Consider the following 21,285-nt stretch of genomic DNA (forward strand, 5'->3'; position numbering starts at 1 on the left):
AAGTAAGAATGACTGCGTGAGTCTTCAGACTTTTACCCTGAACCCGCGTAGTTGAGCGCTCGGCAGGTTGATACCGAAAGTATTGGCGCCCTCTTCGCTGCGTACAAAGACGCTGCCGCCATGCATCAGCGCGATGGCCTTGACGATCGCCAACCCCAACCCGTGGTTACCACCGCCGCTGTTGCTCCGCGCGGCGTCGACCCGATAGAAGCGTTCGAACAGTAGCGGCAGGTGCGCTTCATCGATAGCCGGGCCGGGGTTGCTTACGGCGATGCTGACCCGCTCTTGCTCAACGTCGATTCGCACCTGGATCACCTGCCCGGGCGCAGTGTGCTGTACCGCGTTGTTCAGCAGGTTGATGAGCGCGCGGCGCAGTTGTGCCTTTTCGATCGGGGCCTGGGCATCGCCACTGACCTCGACGCTGACGCGTGCGTCTTCGAGGATGTAGTCCAGGTAGTCGAGGGTGGTCGCCACTTCCTCGGCCAGTGACGCCTGGGTCAGGGCGGTGGCCTTGCTGCCCTGGTCGGCGCTGGCGAGAAACAACATGTCGTTGATGATGCTGCGCAGGCGCTCCAGCTCTTCGAGGTTCGATTGCAGCACCTCGAAGTAGTGCTCGGCGCTGCGCCCGCGGGTCAGGGCCACTTGGGTCTGGCCGATGAGGTTGGTCAGCGGCGAGCGCAGTTCGTGGGCAACGTCGGCGTTGAAGGCTTCGAGCCGCGAATAGGCCTGGCTGACCCGGTCGAGCGCGGCGTTGAAGGCCTCGGCAAACTGCGCCAGCTCCGGCGGCAGGTCCTGGGTGCGCAGGCGTCCGTCCAGGCGCGGTGGGGCCAGCGCCTGGGCCTCGGCTGACAGCGCCAGCAGTGGGCGCAGGCCGATGCGTGCGACCCAGTAGGCGAGCAGCGAGGCCAGCAGCACACCGAGCACGGCCAGGCCGACAATGGCCACCAGCAGGCTGTGCTGGGCCTGCCAGAAGGTTTGGGTGTCGATACCGATCATGAAACGTACCGCCGGCCGTTCACCCAGTGCCGGCAGTTGGCTGACCAGGATCTTGAACGGGTAGGGGTTGTCGGCCAGGCGCATGTCGCGCATACCTTCCGGGCCCTGGGCGAAGCGGCGCAACTGTTCGTTGGGGTGGCCGTACTCGAAGCGCGGATCATCGCTGACCACCCAGAAGCGGATGCGCCGGTCTTCTTCGGCCAGCAGGTTGAGTTTGTTGTGGATCTTCGCCCAGTGTTCCAGGGTGCCGAAGCGGTTGAGGGTGGACTCCAGCACGCTGAATCGCGCATCCAGCTCCGCTGCCGGCAGCAGGTCGAGGCTGCGGTCGACCTGGCGGTACAACGCACTGCCGATCAGCACGAAGACTGCCAGCGCCACCAGTGTGAACAGCAGCGACAGACGCAGGGCCAGGGAGTTAGCCCGCACGGTTTTCCAGGACATAGCCCATGCCTCGGATGGTGTGCAGCAACTTGTTGTCGAACGGCCCGTCGAGCTTGGCGCGAAGGCGCTTGATCGCGACCTCGACAACATTGGCATCGCTGTCGAAATTGATGTCCCAGACGAGCTCGGCGATGGCGGTCTTGGACAGAATCTCGCCCTGACGCCGGGCCAGTACGCTGAGCAGCGAGAACTCCTTGGCGGTCAGCTCCAGACGCTGGCCCGCGCGGCTGGCCTTGCGCGCCATCAGGTCGATCCACAGGTCGGCGACCTGGATTTGCAGCGGCTCGTGGCTGGTGCTGCGACGGGTCAGGGCCTGCAGGCGGGCTACGAGTTCGAGGAAGGAGAACGGCTTGCCCAGGTAATCGTCGGCACCTTCGCGCAGGCCATGAATGCGGTCCTCGACCCGCTCGCGGGCGGTGAGCATGATCACCGGCGTCTGCTTGCGCGCACGCAGGGCGCGCAGCACGCCGTAGCCATCCAGACCCGGGAGCATGACGTCGAGCACGATCACCGCGTAGTCGCCTTCGAGCGCCAGGTGCAGGCCATCGATACCATCACGGGCCAGGTCGACGGTGAAGCCCTGCTCGGTCAGGCCACGACGCAGGTAGTCGGCGGTTTTTTCTTCGTCTTCGACGATCAGCACACGCATGGGTTTGTCTCAACTGGCAGTCGCGGCCGCGTTGGCGACCTTGCGGCGGTGGAACACACGTTCCAGGGCCAAGTATATGACGGGGGTGGTGAACAGCGTCAGCGCCTGGCTGACCAGCAGGCCGCCGACCACCGCGATGCCCAGCGGCTGGCGCAGCTCGGCACCGGCTCCGAAGCCGAACATCAGCGGCACAGCGCCGAGCAGGGCAGCGAGGGTGGTCATGATGATCGGCCGGAAGCGCGTCAGGCAGGCCTGGTGGATCGCCTGCTCGGGCGTCATGCCCTGGGTGCGCTGGGCGTCGAGGGCAAAGTCGATGAGCAGGATGCCATTCTTCTTGACGATACCGATCAGCAGCACGATGCCGATCAGGCCCATGATGGTGAAGTCCTGGCCCATGGCCCAGAGCAGGATCAGGGCACCAAGCCCCGCCGAGGGCAGGGTGGAGATGATCGTCAGCGGGTGCACGAAGCTCTCGTAGAGCACACCGAGGATGATGTACACCGCCACCAGTGCGGCGAGGATCAGCCACGGCTGGCTCGACAGCGAACTCTGGAACGCCTGTGCCGCGCCCTGGAAACTGCCGACGATGGCGTCGGGCATGCCCAGCTCGCGCTGGGTCTGTTCGAGGATGCGCACCGCATCACCCAGGGCCACGCCGGGGGCGAGGTTGAACGACAGGTTGGCGGCCGGGAACAGGCCGTCGTGGGCGATCGACAGCGGGCCGGTGCTGGGCGGTGCGACATGGGCCAGGGCCGACAGCGGCACCATCTCTCCCGACAACGGCGAGCGCAGGTAGAAGTAGTTCAGGCTCTCGGCCTTGCCGCGCTGGCGGGCGTCGAGTTCGAGGATCACCTTGTACTGGTTGGTCTCGGTCTGGAACTCGCTGATCTGGCGCTGGCCGAAGGCGTCGTACAACGCCTGGTCGACGTCGGTGGTGGTCAGGCCGAAGCGTGCGGCGGCCTGGCGGTCGATGTCGATGTGGGTGACGCTGGCGCCCAGTTGCAGGTCGTTGGACAGGTCGCGCAATGCCGGGTTTTCCCGCAGGCGTTCGGTCAGGCGCTGGGTCCACAGGTTCAGGGCCACGCCATCGTTGCTCTTGAGCACGTACTGGTACTGGGTGCGCGACGGGCCGGAGCTGAGGTTGATGTCCTGGCCGGCGCGCAGGTACAGGACGATGCCGGGCACCTGGGCGAGTTTCGGGCGCAGCCGGTCGATCAGTTCGCTGGCTGATACATCGCGCTCGCCGCGGGGCTTGAGACTGATCCAGAAACGGCCGTTGGCGATGGTCTGGTTGCTGCCGGTGACCCCGACGGAATGGGAGAAGGCGCGCACCGCAGGGTCGGCTTCGATGATCTTTGCCAGGGCCTTGTGCTTCTCGATCATCGCCGGATACGACACGTCGGCTGCGGCCTCGCTGGTGCCGAGGATGAAGCCGGTGTCCTGCAGCGGGAAGAAACCCTTGGGGATGGCGACATAGCCAATCACTGCCAACGCCAGGGTCAGGCCGAACACAGCCAGCGTCAGGCGTTGGTGGGCGAGGGCGCGGTCCAGGCCCTTTTCGTACCAGCGCACCAGGCGCTGGCCAAAGCCGTCGTGGTGTTCCTGCGGCGGTTTGCGCATGAACAAGGCACAGAGGGTCGGGGCCAAGGTCAGTGATACCACCACCGAAATCAGGATGGTCGAGGTGGCCGTCAGGGCGAATTCCTTGAACAATCGCCCGACCACGCCGCCCATGAACAGCAGCGGAATGAACGCGGCGATCAGCGAGAAGCTGATCGAGATCACCGTGAAGCCGATCTCCCCGGCGCCCTTGATCGCCGCCGTGCGGCTGTCATCGCCGGCTTCCAGGTGACGGTGGATGTTTTCCACCACCACGATGGCGTCGTCGACCACGAAGCCCACGGCGATGACGATGGCCACCAGTGTGAGGTTGTTGAGGCTGAAGCCTGCCACGTACATCAGTGCGCAACTGGCGATCAGCGATACCCCCAGCACGCTGGAGACGACCAGGGTTGCCGACCACTGGCGCAGGAACAGCGCCATCACCCCGATCACCAGTATCACCGCGATCATCAGCGTCAGTTCCACTTCATGCAGCGAGGCGCGGATGGTCTGGGTGCGGTCGTTGAGTACCGACACCTCGACCGAGGCCGGCAGCATTTCCTGCAAGCGGGGCAGGGCGTCGAGCACGCGATCCACGGTGTCGACGATGTTGGCGCCGGGCTGGCGGAAGATCACCAGGTTCAGCCCAGGCTTGTCCCCGGACCAGGATTTGACATAGGCGTTCTCGGCACCCTCGATCACCTTGGCTACGTCCTGCAGGCGCACCGGGGCGCCGTTGCGGTAGCTGACGATGAGCTGGGCGTAGTCTTCGGGGTGGAACAACTGATCGTTGGCGGCGATGGTCGAGACACTGTGTTCGCCGTACAGCGCGCCCTTGGCCAGATTCAGGCTGGTCTGCTGGATGGCCTGGCGGATATCGGCCAAGGTCAGGCCGATGGCCGCGAGCTTCTCGGGCTGCGCCTGCACGCGGATCGCGGGGCGCAGTTGGCCGGTGATATTGATCAGGCCGACCCCGTCGATCTGGCTGAGCTGGCGCGCCAGCAGAGTTTCGGTGTAGTCGCTGAGCTCGTTGCCAGGCATCTGCTCGGAGCTGACGGTCAGCACCAGCACGGGGCTGTCGGCTGGGTTGACCTTGCGCCAGGTCGGTGGGCTGGGCAGGTCCTGCGGCAGACGCGCAGTGGCAGTGTTGATCGCGGCCTGGACTTCCTGGGCGGCGGTGTCGATGTTCTTGTCGAGGGTGAACTGCAGAATCAGCGTGGTCGAGCCCAGGGCGCTGCTGCTGGTCATCTGGGTCATGCCGGGGATGGCGCTGAACTGTACCTCCAGCGGCGTCGCCACCGACGACGCCATGGTTTCCGGGCTCGCGCCGGGAAGCTGTGCGGTGACCTGGATGGTCGGGAAATCTGCCTCGGGTAACGGCGCCACCGGCAGGCGCGGAAAGGCGATGGCCCCCAGCAGCACCAGGGCGAAGGTCAGCAGCAGGGTGGCGATGGGGTGGTCGATGCACCAGGCCGAAACGCCTTTGCGGGTGATCATGGCTGGCTCCGGCGGTCAGCCACTTCGGGGCTGGCGGGCACGTCGGGGGCGACCTCGACCCGTGCCCCGGGCTTGAGGCGCGACTGGCCGTCGAGCACCAGGCGATCACCGGCCTTGACCCCGGCGACGATGTTCAGGTCGCTGTCCTGGTAGAGCACCTTGACCGGTACGCTGGCGACCTTGTCGCCATCGAGGCGGTAGACGTAATGACCATCGACGCCGCGCTGCACCACCGGTGGCGGCACCACCAGCGCCTGCTCATCGACAGCGGTGCGCAGGCGGATGGTCACCAGTTGGCCGGGCCACAGCAGGCCATCCTTGTTGTCGAACTCGGCCTTGATGCGCACGGTGCCGGTGTTGGCCGAGATCTGGTTATCGATCAGCGCCAGATGGCCCTGGCCGAGCAGGCTGCGTTCGCCGTCGGCGTCCATGTAAGCCTCGACCAGCGCCGGCGAGGGCGCTCTGAGCAGGGTCTGCAGAGTCGGCAGCATCTGCTGGGGCAGGGCGAACTCGACGGCGATCGGGTCGATCTGGGTGACGCTGAACAGCCCCTGGGTGTCGCTGCTGCGCACCAGGTTACCGGGGTCGACATTGCGAATGCCGACGCGACCGGTTACTGGTGAGCGGATCTGGGTGTACGACAGCTGTACTTCGGCATTGGCGATGGCCGCCTGGTTGCCCTTGACCGTGGCCTGGAGTTGATTCACCAGCGCCTGTTGCTGGTCGAGGGTCTGCTTCGAGACACCGTCGTCGCTGCTCAACAGGCGGTAGCGCTTGAGGTCGACACCGGCCACCTGCAACTGTGCCTGGCTCTGGCCGAGTTGGGCGCGGGCCTGCTCGAGGCTGGCGCGAATCGCACGGTCGTCGAGGGTGGCAAGCAGGTCGCCTTCCTTGACCCACTGGCCCTCCTTGACCAGCACTTGGGTGAGGATGCCCTCGACCTGCGGGCGTACATCGACGCTGTGCAGCGAAAGCACCGAGCCGATCGCGCTGGCAAAGCGCGGCACGTCCTGCTGGGTGACGCTGATCACCCTCACCGGCACGGCGTTTTGTGCGCGTGGGGCAGGCGTGTCCTGGCGCAGGCGCAGCCAACCGGCCACCGCGATCAGCAAGAGGATGGCCAGGGCGGCGAGGACGAGGGGGCGGGAGGGACGTCGCATCAAGGCTGATACCGGTCAGTGGGGGAGGGCTGGAAACCGTGCTGGCGTCTTTCGGTTCCAGACTTTTGTCAGGTTCTTTTCTGCTTATAGCCCGCCGATCGGGTCGGCAACGTGACGTCTGGCTGACAGCGCTGACAGTTTCCAATCATTGATGGCCAGTTGCCAAGGAATTGAGCTGGACCAATGCTCGTCCGGGATTTGCTCTGGAGTCGAACGCCAACGTTGGAGGTGAGGGCCCTGGATTCCAGCTCAGAACCCGATAAAGGCGTAGTACACCGGCGCTTCGCCGGTCGTCAGCAGCCCATGCCCCCGCAGCCCGTCGGCCAGTTCGGCGTCTTGCACATGCACAGTCCATGGCACGTGTGCTCGATCGCTCACCTGATCGAGCGCCGCGAGAAACGCCTGCATGTCTGGCAGCCAGGCGGTAAAACCGTTGCCCTTGAGCGCGCTGGTGGTCATGCCCAGCGCCTGGCAGACGGCAACCTTGGCGGCGATGTCGTCGCGGTCGGCCTGGCGCGAGGCTTCGATCAGTGCGGCCAGTTGCGGATCGACGGCCCTGTTGCCAACGATCAGTTGCGGGCCTTGTTGCCAGGCTTCGGGGGGGCAATCCTTGGCTTCGACGCGCAGAGGCAGGTGCGGGTTGACCTCGGCCGGATAGATACGACAGACCAGCGGGCGTGTTTCATAGATGCCGCACAGGTTGTTGGCATCCAGGTTGCGACAGCGCCCTGGATTGAAGGCCGCGAAGGTCACCGAGACCCGCACCTCGGCGCTCCCGCAAGGCACGGCGAGCGAACGGCGCAGCACATGATCGCGTTGCTCGACCGGCATGCCCGGGCCATCGGTGATGAAGCCTTCGATCAGCACCACGACCTGGCCGCCACTGGCAGCCCACTGGCGGGACTCGGCAAGCGTGAGCGGTACATGGTGGCCGGTGCAGCACTTGCCGCAGCCGGTGCAGGCGAAACGAATGCCGTCGCTCACTTGGCGCCTGGCTTCCATTCGGTGACGTAGGCTTGCTGCTGGGCGCGGTCATAAAGGCACAGTTCGGTGCCTGTCTGATTCTTCATGGATTTTGGCTTGTACACGCCTTCGATCAGCAGGGCGCTATAGGCGGTGCGGTCGTCGAATTCGGCGGGCTTGCCCAGGGCGTGGGCGTCCTTGAACTGGCTGGCGGCCAGGCAGCGCTTGACCATCTGCTGGCGGTACTCGTTCCAGGCGTCGGGGCTGGAGGCCTGGGCAAGACCACTGGTCATGGCGAGGGCAATCAGGGCAATGCGAAGAAGGGTCATAAGCGGTACCGGCAAGAAAACCTCGGAAGGGGAGTGATTATGCCCGAGTCCTCCCCACCATCAAGTGAAGGCATTGTGTCGCCAGATGTATCAGCGCTCGGCGAACCCGACCGCTCGCGCCGCGACGACCAGGCAGTCGGTCAGCTCGGGCGAGGAAAACTTGGTGAGAATCGCGTTGGCGCCTGCGACCTTGGCTTTTTCGGCGCTCATGGCGCTGTCCAGCGAGGTGTGCAGCAGCACGTAGAGGTGCTTGAAGTCCGGGGTCTCGCGCACGGTGCGGGTGAAGGCGTAGCCGTCCATCTCGGACATTTCGATGTCCGACACCACGATGTTGATTTCCTGGGCGGTGCCCTGCAGCTCCAGCAGGACGTTGATCGCATCCTTGGCGCTGCGCGCGGTATGGCATTCGACGCCGAGGTGGCGAAGGGTGTGCACCGATTGCTGCAGCGCCACCTGGCTGTCGTCCACCACCAGGATGTTGGCGGCAGCCAGCAGGCTGGCGTCTTCTGCGCTGAGTTCGCCGGGATGCGTTTCAGGTTCCGGCGGGGCGATGCCGTGGATGACTTTCTCGATGTCGAGCACCTGTACCAGCGTATTGTCGACCCGGGTCACGCCAGTGATGAAGGAGCGGTTGCCCGAGCCGTAGGGCGGTGGCTTGATGTCGGTGCTCAGGCAATGGACGATGCGGCTGACCGCCTGCACGTGCAGGCCCTGGCGGGTGCGGCTGATGTCGGTGACGATCAGGCAGCCGCCATCCGGGTCGGCCAACGGCATTTCGCCGATTGCCCGCGACAGGTCGATCACCGACAGCGAGTTGCCGCGCAGGGTCGCTACGCCTTTGACGTGGGGATGCGACTCGGGAAGCTTGGTCAGGGGCGGGCAGGGGATGATCTCGCTGACCTTGAGCAGGTTGATAGCCATCAGCTTGCCGCTGCGCAGGGTGAACAGCAGCAGGGACAGCGAGTCCGCGCGGGCATTTTGCGTGGCCATGTGTAACCTTCAGGTATGTCTGGAAAGGAGAGATGTCGGGTTATCGGCCTGGAGTAGCCAGGCTTTAGGCCCTCATCCTGATGGTTGGCGCGGGTCCTGTGGGGCTACCGTCAGCGCAACCCCAGGCGCTTGGCCAGTCGGCTCAGGTTCGCCCGGTCCAGCCCCAGTTCGCGGGCGGCAGCAGCCCAGTTGTCCTGATGGCGCGTCAGGCAAGCTTCGATCAGTTGTCGCTGGTAGTCGTCCAGCGCCTCGCGCAGCCCGCCTTGTGGTAGTTCCGTGGGCGATACGGGGACACTGGCAGCGGGTATGGCAACGGTTGGGCGCAGGTCGAGGTCGGGCGCTTCCAGCGTGAGGATGCGTGGACGCTGCGGGTGTGAGCCGAGGGCCTTGAGCGCCGATCGCCCGATCAGATGCTCCAGCTCGCGCACGTTACCCGGCCAGTCATAGGCCAGCAATGCCGACTGGGCACCGGCGCTCAGGCGCAGGCTGTTGAGCCCCAGGCGCGAACGGTTCTGCTCGAGGAAATAACCCGCGATCATCAGCACGTCACGCCCGCGCTCGCGCAGTGGCGGCACCAGCAGTGGATAGACGCTCAGGCGATGGTAGAAGTCGGCGCGGTAGTTGCCATTGCGTACCTCTTCGGCAAGATCGCGGTTGGTCGCCGCGATCAGGCGCACATCGACCCGGTGTTCGCGGTCCGAGCCAAGGCGTTGCAGTTGCCCGCTTTGCAGCACCCGCAGCAGCTTGGCCTGCACGGCCAGCGGCAACTCGCCCACTTCGTCGAGGAACAGCGTGCCGCCGTTGGCCAGCTCGAACTTGCCGCGTCGCTCGCCGTGGGCGCCGGTGAACGCGCCGCGCACGTGGCCGAACAGTTCGCTTTCCACCAGGGTGTCGGGCAAGGCGGCGCAGTTGAGGCTGACCAAGGGCTTGTCGGCGCGATTGCTTGCGCGGTGCAGGGCCTGGGCCACAAGCTCCTTGCCCACGCCGGTTTCACCGGTGATCAACACGGTCAGGTCGCTGCCCCCGACCAGGCGGATTTCCTCGAGCAGCCGCTTGTGGGCCTTGCTCTGGCCGATCAATTCCTTGTCCTGCCCGCTGGCCTGGCGATAGACCTCGGCGCGCAGGTGCTCGTCCTCGGCACGCAGGGCCAGGCCCTCGATACGCTCGGCCACGGTGACGGTCGCGGCGGCGAGGCTGGCGAAAGCCTGCAGTGCTTCGAGCTCGAGGCTCTGGAACTGGCCGGGAGTGAGTGCATCGAGTGTGACCAGGCCCCAGGGTCGTTCATCGACCATCAGCGGGCAGCCCATGCAGTCGTGCACTTCCAGGTCTGCATCGTGGGCGTTGACCAGGCCGTCATAAGGGTCGGGCAGGTCGCTGTCGCTGGCGAAGCGGGTGGGCTCGCTGCGGCTGAGCAGAATCTTGAAGCGGGGGTGTTCGCTGACACGGAAACGCCGTCCCAGGGTGTCCGGCGACAGGCCATCGACCGCCAGCGGCACCAGCCATTCGCCGTCAAGCCGCAGCAAGGCGGCCGCATCGCAAGGCAGCAAACCGCGCATGGCCTGCAGCAGGCGACGATAGCGCTCCTGGTCGGGCAGGTCGCGAGACAGGTCGCTGACAAGGGGGAGGAGGGCGGTGAGCAGGGGCTTTGCAGTCATTTGGACTCCTGTTGGTCATCATGACTATATATCGGAGTAGGTCTTTTTGACATGGGTTGCTTGCAGGCCTTGGTTTCATTGGGCTTTCGAGTTGGCACGATTGCTGAAGTGGGCTGGGTAACCATTCGTAGCCCAAGGCTCAGGGAGTCACTGCAATGCTCAATGCCGAACAACGTGCAATCATCAAGGCTACCGTCCCGCTGCTCGAAAGCGGTGGCGAGGCGCTGACCACCCACTTCTACAAGATGATGCTCAGCGAGTATCCCGAAGTGCGTCCGCTGTTCAACCAGGCGCACCAGGCCAGCGGTGACCAGCCACGCGCGCTGGCCAACGGCGTGCTCATGTATGCCCGCCATATCGACCGGCTGGAACAACTGGGTGGCCTGGTTGGCCAGATCATCAACAAGCATGTGGCCTTGCAGATCCTGCCCGAACATTACCCGATCGTTGGCAGTTGCCTGCTGCGCGCCATCGAGGAAGTGCTGGGCAAGGACATCGCCACCCCGGAAGTGATCGCTGCCTGGGGCGCGGCCTATGGCCAGCTGGCCGATATTCTTATCGGTGCCGAAGAGGGCTTGTACAAGGCCAAGGAAGAGGCTGACGGCGGCTGGCGTGGTGCCCGGGATTTTCGTGTGGTGCGCCGTGAGCAGGAAAGCAGCGAGATCGTCTCGTTCTACTTCGCGCCCATCGATGGCAAGCCGGTACTCAAGGCCGAGCCTGGTCAGTACATCGGCCTGCAACTGTTCATCGACGGTGCCGAACAGCGCCGTAACTATTCGCTCTCGGCATTGTGCGATGGCGAACAGTACCGCATCAGTGTCAAGCGCGAGGCCGGGGGCAAGGTGTCGAACCACCTGCACGATCAACTGCAGGTCGGCGACACGCTCAAGCTGTTCCCGCCGTCGGGCGACTTCACCCTGGCACCTGGCGACAAGCCGCTGGTGCTGATCAGTGGTGGTGTCGGCATCACCCCGACCCTGGCGATGCTCGAGGCTGCGCTGAAGACCGAGCGTCCGGTGCACTTCATCCACTGCGCTCGCAACGGTTCGGTGCATGCTTTCCGTGACTGGATCGACGGCCTGGCGGCGCAGCATCCGCAACTGCAACGCTTCTATTGTTATGCCGAGGACGACGGCAGCCGTGACGCCAATGCGGTCGGCCTGCTGACCCAGGATCTGCTGGCTGAGTGGCTGCCGCGAGCGCGTGACGTGGATGCCTACTTCCTTGGACCAAAGGGCTTCATGGCGGCGATCCGTCGTCACCTCAAGGCCCTGGGGGTTCCGGATGCGCAGAGCCGCTACGAGTTCTTCGGGCCGGCGGCTGCTCTGGAATGATCTACTGACCAGGCTGGCGTCTTCGCGGGCAAGCCCGCGAAGGGGTTGGCCTGTCCATATATAAGGAAGGATGAACAGCGCCCCGCAGCTTTCATCTTTAATCCTCCTTTAATCACTGTATCCTTCACTCCCGGGTGTCGAGGGGCTGGTCCCTGCGCGACGCCCGGGCAGCCGCTTTTTTTTACCGGCCAAGGTTGAACCGATGTTGCCAACGCCGGTCACAGCATCTCCGGATAGCCCTGCGCAGCGCTGTCTCGCCGCTTCCTCGACACGCTAAGAGACCATCCCTGCGTGTAGACTTGCGCCCAGGCAGGCGGAACACGCTGCCACCTATCCATCCAAGGAATCGGCAATGAACGAACAAACCCTGCGCCTGAATCGGGAACGGCGCTTCCTCGTGCTGTTGGGGGTAATCTGCCTCTCGCTGATCGGCGGCGCGCTGTACATGCAGGTCGTGCTGGGCGAGGCGCCTTGCCCGTTATGTATCCTGCAGCGCTATGCCTTGCTGCTGATCGCGCTGTTCGCGTTCATTGCCGCAGCCATGCCCGGACGACGGAGCCTGACCTTCTTCGAGGCGTTGGTCGTGCTCAGCGCAATTGGCGGAATCGTTGCGGCCGGCAACCATGTGTATATACTCGCCAACCCGTACGCCAGTTGCGGCGTCGATGTACTGCAGCCGATCGTCGACGACCTGCCCCTGGCGCGACTCTGGCCCCTGGCATTCCAGGTCGACGGTTTCTGCACCACACCGTACCCGCCCATCCTGGGTCTGTCGCTGGCGCAATGGGCGCTGGTGGCGTTCGTCCTCACTGCCATCCTGGTGCCGCTGGGCATCTATCGGAATCGGCGCCGGGCTTAGACAAAAGTCCCGATTTGATGCAGGTCTATTGCACGGTGAGATAACCGGCAAAATTTCCCCAGAGACTGATCCTGATCAACGTTGAGCCCTTGTAATACAAGGGTTTCAGGGCTATCAAGCAGGGTGCGACAAACTGTCGCGAAGTTGATTTTTCAGGCAGGATTATTACAAATCCTGTAAAAGACTGTTGCTCAATAAGTCATAGTCAAGGGGGGGCGACCTATCTACAATCGCCCCCAATTTCCGTTCGGCACTGCTTGCGAGTCGCAGGATTGAAGGAAGCCCCAGCGCTCCTTTTGCTGACTTCGACAAGTTTCGCCCAACGGCGATCCGGGCGGACACCCCTCCGCGTTTTCCCGCACCAAATGGAATTGGTCTGAAGTACAGGCCTTTAGCCTAAGAAAACCCCAAGCTCGTCCATACGCTCAACGCCCAGATCCAGCAGTCGGATCCCAGGCAGGCGCGGGTTCGAGCTCGAAATGCTAACGCTTGGCAGGACGAAGTGTTGGCGAACAAAACACATTGCATTGAAGCAAGCTGATCTAGAGGTCGTGAGATGAGTAAAAAGCGTTACCCCAGACTGTTTGGCATATTGCCCTTTTTAGGCATGCTTTTACTCAGTGGGTGCAACTGGACCCTGCTCGACCCGAAGGGCCAGGTCGGCATTGAGCAAAAGAACCTGATCCTCATCGCTACCGGCCTGATGCTGCTGGTCGTGGTGCCAGTCATCATCATGACCCTGGTCTTCGCCTGGAAGTACCGTGCTTCCAACAAGGCTGCCACCTACACCCCCGACTGGTCGCACTCGACCAAGATCGAAGCTGCGGTGTGGATCATCCCGATCCTGATCATCATCGCCCTGGGCTACGTCACCTACCACTCCACCCACAAGCTCGACCCTTATCGTCCGCTGGATTCCGATGTGAAGCCGGTGCAGATCGACGTGGTCGCCCTGGACTGGAAATGGCTGTTCATCTACCCGGAGCAGGGCATTGCCACGGTCAACAAGATCGTCTTCCCGGCTAACACCCCGGTCAACTTCCGCGTGACCTCCGACGCCGTGATGAACTCGTTCTTCATCCCTGCGCTGGGCGGCCAGATCTACGCGATGGCTGGCATGACCACCAAGCTGCACCTGATCGCCAACGAAAATGGCGAGTTCGACGGTATCTCCGCGAACTACAGCGGTGCTGGCTTCACCGGTATGAAATTCAAGGCAACCGCCACTTCGCAAGCCGACTTCGATGCATGGGTCGCGCAAGTGAAGGCTTCGCCGAAGAAGCTGGACAAGGCCGAATACGACGCCTTGGCCAAACCAAGCGAAAACAACCCAGTCGAGCTGTACAGCGAGGCTTCGCCTGACACGTTCCAGCTCATCGTCGACAAGTACGAAGGCATGAACCGTGGTCGTCCGAGCCACGAAGAAGCAGGCAGCAAAGACCTGGCCACTACCAAGGGTGTGGAAACGAGTATGCAACCAGCTGCCGGTGCAGAGGAGTAAGAGATGTTCGGTAAATTAAGCCTGGAGGCGATTCCCTATCACGAGCCGATAGTCATGGTGACGCTTGCCATGATCGCGCTCGGGGGCCTCGCCGTCGTTGGTGCCATCACCTATTTCCGCAAGTGGTCCTACTTGTGGACCGAGTGGCTGACCACGGTCGACCACAAGAAGATCGGGGTGATGTACATCATCGTCGCGATGGTCATGCTGCTGCGCGGCTTCGCCGACGCCATCATGATGCGTACCCAGTTGGCTGCCGCTACCGGCGGCTCCGAAGGCTACCTGCCGCCTGAACACTATGACCAGATCTTCACCGCCCACGGTGTGATCATGATCATCTTCATGGCGATGCCGTTCTTCACCGGCCTGATGAACCTGGCCCTGCCTCTGCAGATCGGTGCACGTGACGTTGCCTTCCCGTTCCTGAACTCCCTGAGCTTCTACCTGCTGCTGGCAGGCGTGCTGCTGGTCAACATCTCCCTGGGCGTCGGCGAATTCGCCAAGACCGGTTGGGTTGCCTATCCGCCATTGTCGGGGATCCAGTACAGTCCGGGCGTAGGGGTTGACTACTACATCTGGGCGCTACAGCTATCAGGCTTGGGTACGACACTCACAGGCGTGAACTTCCTGGTCACCGTCCTGAAGATGCGCGCACCTGGCATGAAGCTGATGGACATGCCGATCTTCACCTGGACCTGCACCTGGGCCAACGTGCTGATCGTCGCTTCCTTCCCGATCCTGACCGCCGCACTCGCCCTGCTGACCGTTGACCGTTATCTGGACTTCCACATCTTCACCAACGAGCTTGGTGGGAACCCGATGATGTACGTCAACCTGTTCTGGGCCTGGGGTCACCCTGAGGTGTACATCCTGATCCTGCCGGCGTTCGGCGTGTTCTCGGAAGTGACCTCGACCTTCTCCAGCAAGCGTCTGTTCGGCCACCACGCGATGATCTACGCATCGGGTGCCATTGCCGTACTGGGCTTCGCGGTCTGGCTGCACCACTTCTTCACCATGGGTGCAGGCGCCAGCGTCAACACCTTCTTCGGCCTGGCGACGATGCTGATCTCCATTCCGACCGGTGTGAAGCTGTTCAACTGGCTGTTCACCATGTATCAGGGCCGCGTGCGTTTCACTCCGCCGATGCTCTGGACCCTGGGCTTCATGGTCACCTTCTCCATCGGTGGCATGACCGGCGTACTGCTGGCCGTTCCAGGTGCTGACTTCGTGCTGCACAACAGCCTGTTCGTTATCGCCCACTTCCACAACGTGATCATCGGCGGCGCGGTGTTCGGCTACATTGCCGGCTTCGCCTTCTGGTTCCCGAAAGCCTTCGGTTTCACCCTCAACGAGAAGTGGGGCAAGGCGGCATTCTGGTTCTGGCTGTCCGGTTTCTACGTGGCCTTCATGCCGCTGTACGCGCTGGGCTTCATGGGTATGACCCGTCGTCTGAACCACTCCGACAACCCACTGTGGGAACCCTACCTGTACGTGGCCGTGGTCGGTGCAGTGCTGATCCTGTTCGGTATCGCCTGCCAGCTGATCCAGCTGTACGTATCGGTTCGCGACCGCAACCAGAACCTGGACGTCACCGGCGATCCATGGGGTGGCCGTACCCTGGAATGGTCGACTTCGTCGCCACCTCCGTTCTACAACTTCGCCCACATGCCCGAGAAGGTCGGCCTGGACGCCTGGCAAGAAGCCAAGGAAGCCGGTGTCGCCTACAAGGTGCCGGCCAAGTACGAAGCGATCCACATGCCGAACAACACCGCTACCGGTCTGTTCATGGGTCTGTTCCTGACCATCTTCGGCTTCGCTTTCATCTGGCACATCTGGTGGCTGGTGGGTGCGAGCCTGGTAGCAACCATCGCGGTCTTCGTTCGCCACGCTGCGCGTGACGACCAGGGCTACATGGTCCCTGCCGAAGAAGTGGCGCGCATCGAAGGCGAACGCCAGCGGGCCCTGCAGCTTGCCGGTGTACCTACCGGTGGCGCACGTGTCGAAACCTTTGAACGGGTGTAATCAATGTCCAGTCAAGTAATTCACGGCGATGCACATGGTCACGACCATGGGCACGACGATCACCACCACGACTCGGGCCAGATGACCGTCTTCGGTTTCTGGCTGTACCTGATGACCGACTGCATCCTGTTTGCGTCGCTCTTCGCCACCTACGCGGTGCTGTCCGGCAGTTTTGCCGGCGGCCCGTCGGGTCATGACATCTTCCAGCTCGACTTCGTGCTGGTCGAAACCGCATTCCTGCTGCTGTCCTCGATCACCTTCGGCTTCGCCATGCTGAAGATGTTCGCCGGTAACAAGGCAGGCGTACTGGGCTGGTTGGCAGTGACCTTCCTGTTCGGTGCAGGCTTCATCGCGATGGAAATCTACGAGTTCCATCACCTGATCGTTGAAGGCTATGGCCCGCAGCGCAGTGGCTTCCTGTCGGCGTTCTTCGCGCTGGTCGGTACCCACGGCCTGCACGTGACCTCGGGTCTGATCTGGATGGCCATCCTGATGTACCAGATCAACAAGCACGGCATCACGCCGACTGCCAAGACCCGCATGAGCTGCCTGAGCCTGTTCTGGCACTTCCTGGACGTGGTCTGGATCTGCGTCTTCACCGTCGTCTACCTGCTGGGGGTTCTGTAATGGCTAACGCACACGACACTCACCACGAAGGTAACCACGGCAGCGTGAAGTCCTACATGATCGGCTTCATCCTGTCGATCATCCTGACCGCGATCCCGTTCGGCCTGGTGATGTATCCGACCCTGCCGAAGAACCTGACCGTCCTGATCGTGGTGGCCATGGCCGTCATCCAGGTCGTGGTGCACCTGGTGTACTTCCTGCACATGGACCGCTCGAAAGAGCAGCGTTCCACTGTCTCGACGTTCCTGTTCACCGCTCTGGTAATCGCACTGCTGGTAGGCCTGTCGCTGTGGATCATGTTCAGCATCCACTACGAAATGTTGGCCAAGTGAGGTAAGACTGCATGTCCGTGAAGCACTTTATCCAAATCACCAAACCGGGGATCATTTTCGGTAACGTGCTTTCCGTGGCAGGCGGTTTCTTCCTTGCCGCGAAGGGCCATGTGGACTTCGCCCTGTTCCTGGCGGTGGTGGTAGGTACTTCGCTCGTGGTTGCGTCCGGTTGCGTGTTCAACAACTGCATCGACCGTGACATCGACCAGAAGATGGAACGTACCAAGAACCGCGTCATGGTCCAGGGCGGCATGTCGCTGCCCCTCGCACTGATCTACGCCACCCTGCTTGGGGTGGCGGGCTTCAGCCTGCTGTATGTCCAGGCCAACCCGCTGTCGGCGTTCTGCGCGCTGATCGGCTTCGTGGTCTACGTCGGCTTCTACAGCCTGTGGCTCAAGCGCAAATCGGTGCACGGCACCCTGGTCGGCAGCCTGTCCGGTGCCATGCCTCCGGTGATCGGCTATTGCGCAGTGAGCAACAGCTTCGACCTGGCAGCGGTCACGCTGCTGGTGATGTTCAGCTTGTGGCAGATGCCGCACAGCTTTGCCATCGCCATCTTCCGCTTCAAGGATTACAGCGCTGCCAACATCCCGGTCCTGCCGGTGGCTCGCGGTATCCTGGCGGCGAAGAAGCAGATCGTGCTGTACGTGCTGGCCTTCGTGCTCGCCACGCTGATGCTGACGCTGGGTGGGTACGCCGGTCTGGGTTACCTGGCCGTTGCGGCTGCCATGGGTCTGTACTGGTTGTACATGGCCTGGGGTGGCTACAAGGCCGAGGACGACAGCAAGTGGGCACGCAAGGTGTTCGGCTTCTCCATCCTGACCGTCACCGCGCTGAGCGTGATGATGTCGGTGGACAGCCAGACCGCTGCCGACGTGCTGATGACCTACGCACGCTGAAGCCTTCGCGCTATACAAGAACCCGGCCTCTGGCCGGGTTTTTTGTTGGCAGATTTTCCGTCTGCGTGCAGGCGTTCGAACACACTAGTTTGGGCCTCCAAACCATCAGGAGGCATCCAAATGAGTGTTTTTACCGTCTATTTCTGTGGCACCGGGTCCCATCGTTTCGATGACAAGAACCCCAATTTCTGGGATGGCGAGCTGATCGCCACGTTGGCGAGCAATCACTCCGGCAGGGAGTTCGTCGATTGGATCACAGTCGATGGCCCAGGCAGTGGCAACCTGCAGGACGATGCCCTGTTCGTCGATGACGGCGACCACTACAAAGTGACCGGCACCCTGTTCGGCAAGGGTTGGTATGAGAATGTGCAGCACGCCCTGCAGGTCATCAAGGGCAAGAGTACCTGGGCCCGCACCAAGCTCACCGAGCAGCAATACCAGAACCTGAAGAGTGCAGGCATTCCCATTCCTGATGCCGAGGCCGGCGGCTCGTGGTTCTGGCGCACTTACGACTACGGCGATCGCGCGGTGACCCCTCAGGCTTTGCAGGAGCAGTTGATCAAGCAACTGCGCAAACCCCTGATCCCGGCCACGGTCAACCTGGTGGGGTGGAGCAGGGGCGGAATCAGTTGCCACATGCTTGCCAACGCCATGGCGCAAGACCCGGAGCTGTGCGATGTAAAGGTCAACATCTTTGCCATTGATCCGGTGCCCGGCGTGGGTAACGTGCAGTCTGAGCGTGTGCAACTGGGAGCCAACGTGAAGGAGTACGTGGGGTTCTACGCACGAGACGAGCGATCCAAAGGTTTCGCCTGTGTGGTGCCTGTCACTGCATACGGTACGCGTATGAGCGTTCTCCCGATGCCGGGCCGTCATGCAACGCTGGTGGGCAATGCTTCGATAGACGGCGCAGGTTCCGGCAAGGCACTGCCTGAACCGGGGATGATCGTGCGGCACTTCGCCGAGGTTTGCCTGAAGCGTTGGGGTGTAACGCTGGACAAGTGTCTGGATTTGAGCGATGCAGCGCTGATGACCTATCACAAGACCATCGACGCGAACGACGAGCTCTACCGCGCCATGCGCAAGAAGTCCTATACCGTACTGACCGAAGGCACTGCCGATGAACGTATGGTTCACCGCGGCAGCATTGCCACGGAGTTCACCCAGGTGCGTGGCGAGCACATGGACCCCAGCGATGGGTTGAGCATCCAGCGCTTCGACTTGAACGCCTACAAGGCTTTGCGCTGAGTTACACGCTTACCCGCCAACGAGCGAGTCTCGCTGGCGGGGCTGCCAATCTGTCGGTAGCCCCTTTACAACGCCAGGGCAACCAGACTATTTTCTGCCTCGGCCACCGCAGTGGCCAACGTCGCTCGGACGGTTCCGGGCGCTTACGTCTCTCGAGGAAAGCATGGCCAACCCAGGTTCGCCGCGCCGCTTTGCGCGCATCGATCGTCTCCCCCCCTACGTCTTCAACATCACTGCCGAGCTCAAGATGGCGGCACGCCGTCGCGGCGAAGACATCATCGACCTGAGCATGGGCAACCCGGATGGCGCGACCCCGCCACATATCGTCGAGAAGCTGGTGCAGGTCGCCCAGCGTGAAGATACCCACGGCTACTCCACCTCGCGCGGCATCCCGCGCCTGCGCCGCGCCATCTCCAACTGGTACAAGGAACGCTACGAGGTCGAGATCGACCCGGACAGCGAAGCCATCGTCACCATCGGCTCGAAAGAGGGCCTCGCGCACCTGATGCTCGCCACCCTCGACCATGGCGACACGGTGCTGGTGCCCAACCCGAGCTACCCGATTCACATCTACGGGGCGGTGATTGCCGGTGCTCAGGTTCGCTCGGTGCCGCTGGTACCGGGAGTGGACTTCTTCAATGAGCTAGAACGTGCGATCCGCGAATCGATTCCCAAGCCGAAGATGATGATCCTGGGCTTCCCGTCCAACCCGACTGCGCAGTGCGTGGAGTTGGACTTCTTCGAGCGTGTGGTCGCCCTGGCCAAGCAGTACGACGTGCTGGTGGTGCACGACCTCGCTTACGCCGATATCGTCTATGACGGCTGGAAGGCCCCCTCGATCATGCAGGTGCCCGGCGCCAAGGATATCGCGGTGGAATTCTTCACCCTGTCCAAGAGCTACAACATGGCGGGCTGGCGGATCGGTTTCATGGTCGGCAACCCCGAGCTGGTCAGCGCCCTGGCGCGGATCAAGAGCTACCACGACTACGGCACCTTCACTCCGCTGCAAGTGGCGGCAATCGCTGCGCTGGAAGGCGACCAGCAGTGCGTACGCGACATCGCGGAGCAGTACCGGCAACGCCGCAACCTGTTGGTCAAGGGGCTGCATGAGCTGGGCTGGATGGTCGAGAACCCGAAAGCCTCGATGTACGTCTGGGCCAAGATCCCCGAAGCTTATGCGCACCTCGGCTCGCTGGAGTTCTCCAAGAAGTTGCTGGCCGAGGCCAAGGTCTGTGTCTCGCCCGGTATCGGGTTCGGCGACTATGGCGATGACCATGTGCGTTTTGCCCTGATCGAGAACCAGGATCGTATCCGCCAGGCCATCCGCGGCATCCGTCAGATGTTCCGCGCCGACGGCCTGACCAGCAAGTAAGCCCCAGGCTCAAGCCGCAAGCAGGTCTGCGATGGCAGGCCGTTTGCGGCTTTACGTGCTACTGGCAGCATGGCGCTCGAAGGTCGCGACCAGCGGCCGTCTTTTTTTCATTTCCCCTCTATCCAGCCGCTCGTGCTTGGATTAAAAATGGCGCCGCGAGCGCCCGCTCGATAACAACAACTTCCCTTCCTGGCCATCATGTCCGAACAGAACCCTTGCCTGACCTGCGGCGCCTGCTGCGGCTACTTTCGTGTGTCTTTCTTCTGGGGTGAATGCCAGTCTTCGGGCGGGTTGGTGCCCGACGATCTGGTGGTGCAGATCAATCCGACCCGCGTGGCGATGATCGGCACAGACGCCAAGCCTTGCCGCTGTATCAGCCTGGACGGCGAGATCGGCAACAAGGTCGGGTGCACCATCTACGAGAATCGTTCCACCCCCTGCCGCGAGTTCGACGCTTCATGGGAGAACGGGGTGCACAATCCCAGCTGTGATGACGCCCGTGCCGCCTATGGCCTACCACCACTGACACCTCCCGGTGCCAACGAGCCGCACTGGCCTGACGATGGGGCAGAGGTCGCGTGAAAGTGAACGGCCGGATCATTTGCGAAACGGCCAAGCCCATCACGTTTTGCCTGCCGGACACGACCGTTCGTCGGTTGGATCCAAGCGGCGCACCGCTGCAGCCCGCGAAATACGGGCTGCCTTGAAAAAGTATTAACACCATTTGACCGCCCCGGCGGAGCCTCACGCCTGCTCGCCAGCGGCTACACATTCCCAACAAGGAATCATGTAGCCATTGGTCAGGTGTT

The 21,285-nt window shown here is 62.6% G+C and carries 18 protein-coding genes; 10 read left to right on the forward strand and 8 right to left on the reverse strand.

The genetic code is table 11. The annotated features are described in order from the left end of the window. Positions 1 to 24: 24 nt before the first annotated feature. The 8 genes from APH44_RS09795 to norR form a co-directional block, all read right to left on the reverse strand. Positions 25 to 1,437 (reverse strand): heavy metal sensor histidine kinase, encoded by a 1,413-nt coding sequence (locus tag APH44_RS09795; protein WP_054892502.1) that lies wholly within the window; start codon positions 1,435 to 1,437, stop codon positions 25 to 27. After that, on the reverse strand, positions 1,412 to 2,086 hold the full coding sequence (locus tag APH44_RS09800; RefSeq protein ID WP_054892503.1) for a heavy metal response regulator transcription factor: 675 nt from the start codon (positions 2,084 to 2,086) through the stop codon (positions 1,412 to 1,414). Before APH44_RS09800 ends, APH44_RS09795 begins: the two co-directional genes overlap by 26 nt. Positions 2,087 to 2,095: 9 nt before the next feature. Further along, a complete protein-coding gene (locus tag APH44_RS09805) occupies positions 2,096 to 5,185 on the reverse strand; it encodes a multidrug efflux RND transporter permease subunit (RefSeq protein WP_054892504.1) in 3,090 nt (1,029 codons plus the stop codon). After that, positions 5,182 to 6,345, reverse strand: a complete 1,164-nt coding sequence (locus APH44_RS09810; RefSeq protein ID WP_054892505.1) for an efflux RND transporter periplasmic adaptor subunit — start codon at positions 6,343 to 6,345, stop codon at positions 5,182 to 5,184. The genes APH44_RS09805 and APH44_RS09810 overlap by 4 nt, the downstream gene beginning before the upstream one ends. Before the next feature lie 249 nt (positions 6,346 to 6,594). After that, a complete protein-coding gene (locus APH44_RS09815; protein ID WP_054892506.1) occupies positions 6,595 to 7,329 on the reverse strand; it encodes a YkgJ family cysteine cluster protein in 735 nt (244 codons plus the stop codon). Next, positions 7,326 to 7,637: a hypothetical protein gene (locus tag APH44_RS09820; RefSeq protein WP_054892507.1), complete on the reverse strand. Its 312-nt coding sequence runs from the start codon at positions 7,635 to 7,637 to the stop codon at positions 7,326 to 7,328. Before APH44_RS09820 ends, APH44_RS09815 begins: the two co-directional genes overlap by 4 nt. Before the next feature lie 90 nt (positions 7,638 to 7,727). Further along, the gene (locus tag APH44_RS09825) at positions 7,728 to 8,627 is read right to left on the reverse strand and encodes a chemotaxis protein (RefSeq protein WP_054892508.1); all 900 of its coding nucleotides are present in this window, start codon (positions 8,625 to 8,627) and stop codon (positions 7,728 to 7,730) included. Between the two features lie 110 nt (positions 8,628 to 8,737). Beyond that, positions 8,738 to 10,282 (reverse strand): nitric oxide reductase transcriptional regulator NorR, encoded by a 1,545-nt coding sequence (gene norR / locus APH44_RS09830; RefSeq protein WP_054892509.1) that lies wholly within the window; start codon positions 10,280 to 10,282, stop codon positions 8,738 to 8,740. A 155-nt stretch (positions 10,283 to 10,437) separates the two neighbouring features. On the opposite strand from norR, the gene hmpA reads away from it, so the two are divergent. From hmpA to APH44_RS09880, 10 genes are all read left to right on the forward strand, one after another. Then, entirely contained in the window at positions 10,438 to 11,616 is a 1,179-nt protein-coding gene (gene hmpA, locus APH44_RS09835; protein ID WP_054892510.1) for an NO-inducible flavohemoprotein, read from the forward strand. Between the two features lie 352 nt (positions 11,617 to 11,968). Then, entirely contained in the window at positions 11,969 to 12,475 is a 507-nt protein-coding gene (locus APH44_RS09840) for a disulfide bond formation protein B (RefSeq protein ID WP_054892511.1), read from the forward strand. A gap of 556 nt (positions 12,476 to 13,031) precedes the next feature. Next, a complete protein-coding gene (gene cyoA / locus APH44_RS09845) occupies positions 13,032 to 13,976 on the forward strand; it encodes a ubiquinol oxidase subunit II (protein WP_054892512.1) in 945 nt (314 codons plus the stop codon). Between the two features lie 3 nt (positions 13,977 to 13,979). Continuing rightward, on the forward strand, positions 13,980 to 15,998 hold the full coding sequence (gene cyoB, locus APH44_RS09850; RefSeq protein WP_054892513.1) for a cytochrome o ubiquinol oxidase subunit I: 2,019 nt from the start codon (positions 13,980 to 13,982) through the stop codon (positions 15,996 to 15,998). A gap of 3 nt (positions 15,999 to 16,001) precedes the next feature. Continuing rightward, on the forward strand, positions 16,002 to 16,625 hold the full coding sequence (locus tag APH44_RS09855) for a cytochrome o ubiquinol oxidase subunit III (RefSeq protein ID WP_054892514.1): 624 nt from the start codon (positions 16,002 to 16,004) through the stop codon (positions 16,623 to 16,625). Further along, positions 16,625 to 16,957: a cytochrome o ubiquinol oxidase subunit IV gene (gene cyoD, locus APH44_RS09860; RefSeq protein WP_054892515.1), complete on the forward strand. Its 333-nt coding sequence runs from the start codon at positions 16,625 to 16,627 to the stop codon at positions 16,955 to 16,957. Before APH44_RS09855 ends, cyoD begins: the two co-directional genes overlap by 1 nt. 11 nt (positions 16,958 to 16,968) lie before the next feature. After that, positions 16,969 to 17,856 (forward strand): heme o synthase, encoded by an 888-nt coding sequence (gene cyoE, locus APH44_RS09865; RefSeq protein ID WP_054892516.1) that lies wholly within the window; start codon positions 16,969 to 16,971, stop codon positions 17,854 to 17,856. A gap of 120 nt (positions 17,857 to 17,976) precedes the next feature. Continuing rightward, complete coding sequence (locus APH44_RS09870) at positions 17,977 to 19,104, forward strand: hypothetical protein (RefSeq protein WP_054892517.1); 1,128 nt, start codon at positions 17,977 to 17,979, stop codon at positions 19,102 to 19,104. A 163-nt stretch (positions 19,105 to 19,267) separates the two neighbouring features. Continuing rightward, on the forward strand, positions 19,268 to 20,476 hold the full coding sequence (gene alaC, locus APH44_RS09875) for an alanine transaminase (protein WP_054892518.1): 1,209 nt from the start codon (positions 19,268 to 19,270) through the stop codon (positions 20,474 to 20,476). Between the two features lie 198 nt (positions 20,477 to 20,674). Continuing rightward, positions 20,675 to 21,058 (forward strand): YkgJ family cysteine cluster protein, encoded by a 384-nt coding sequence (locus tag APH44_RS09880; RefSeq protein WP_054892519.1) that lies wholly within the window; start codon positions 20,675 to 20,677, stop codon positions 21,056 to 21,058. The last annotated feature ends 227 nt before the right edge of the window (positions 21,059 to 21,285 follow it).

This window comes from Pseudomonas sp. NBRC 111143 (genome assembly GCF_001320965.1).
In the GTDB taxonomy this organism is placed as follows: Bacteria; Pseudomonadota; Gammaproteobacteria; order Pseudomonadales; family Pseudomonadaceae; genus Aquipseudomonas; species Aquipseudomonas machongensis.

What these genes read in the sequence shown, in the direction of transcription:
- APH44_RS09795 (WP_054892502.1), bottom strand. Translation starts at nt 1,437, where the DNA reads ATGTCCTGGAAAACCGTGCGGGCTAACTCCCTGGCCCTGCGTCTGTCG.
- APH44_RS09800 (WP_054892503.1), bottom strand. Translation starts at nt 2,086, where the DNA reads ATGCGTGTGCTGATCGTCGAAGACGAAGAAAAAACCGCCGACTACCTG.
- APH44_RS09805 (WP_054892504.1), bottom strand. Translation starts at nt 5,185, where the DNA reads ATGATCACCCGCAAAGGCGTTTCGGCCTGGTGCATCGACCACCCCATC.
- APH44_RS09810 (WP_054892505.1), bottom strand. Translation starts at nt 6,345, where the DNA reads ATGCGACGTCCCTCCCGCCCCCTCGTCCTCGCCGCCCTGGCCATCCTC.
- APH44_RS09820 (WP_054892507.1), bottom strand. Translation starts at nt 7,637, where the DNA reads ATGACCCTTCTTCGCATTGCCCTGATTGCCCTCGCCATGACCAGTGGT.
- APH44_RS09825 (WP_054892508.1), bottom strand. Translation starts at nt 8,627, where the DNA reads ATGGCCACGCAAAATGCCCGCGCGGACTCGCTGTCCCTGCTGCTGTTC.
- norR (WP_054892509.1), bottom strand. Translation starts at nt 10,282, where the DNA reads ATGACTGCAAAGCCCCTGCTCACCGCCCTCCTCCCCCTTGTCAGCGAC.
- hmpA (WP_054892510.1), top strand. Translation starts at nt 10,438, where the DNA reads ATGCTCAATGCCGAACAACGTGCAATCATCAAGGCTACCGTCCCGCTG.
- APH44_RS09840 (WP_054892511.1), top strand. Translation starts at nt 11,969, where the DNA reads ATGAACGAACAAACCCTGCGCCTGAATCGGGAACGGCGCTTCCTCGTG.
- cyoA (WP_054892512.1), top strand. Translation starts at nt 13,032, where the DNA reads ATGAGTAAAAAGCGTTACCCCAGACTGTTTGGCATATTGCCCTTTTTA.
- cyoB (WP_054892513.1), top strand. Translation starts at nt 13,980, where the DNA reads ATGTTCGGTAAATTAAGCCTGGAGGCGATTCCCTATCACGAGCCGATA.
- APH44_RS09855 (WP_054892514.1), top strand. Translation starts at nt 16,002, where the DNA reads ATGTCCAGTCAAGTAATTCACGGCGATGCACATGGTCACGACCATGGG.
- cyoD (WP_054892515.1), top strand. Translation starts at nt 16,625, where the DNA reads ATGGCTAACGCACACGACACTCACCACGAAGGTAACCACGGCAGCGTG.
- cyoE (WP_054892516.1), top strand. Translation starts at nt 16,969, where the DNA reads ATGTCCGTGAAGCACTTTATCCAAATCACCAAACCGGGGATCATTTTC.
- APH44_RS09870 (WP_054892517.1), top strand. Translation starts at nt 17,977, where the DNA reads ATGAGTGTTTTTACCGTCTATTTCTGTGGCACCGGGTCCCATCGTTTC.
- alaC (WP_054892518.1), top strand. Translation starts at nt 19,268, where the DNA reads ATGGCCAACCCAGGTTCGCCGCGCCGCTTTGCGCGCATCGATCGTCTC.
- APH44_RS09880 (WP_054892519.1), top strand. Translation starts at nt 20,675, where the DNA reads ATGTCCGAACAGAACCCTTGCCTGACCTGCGGCGCCTGCTGCGGCTAC.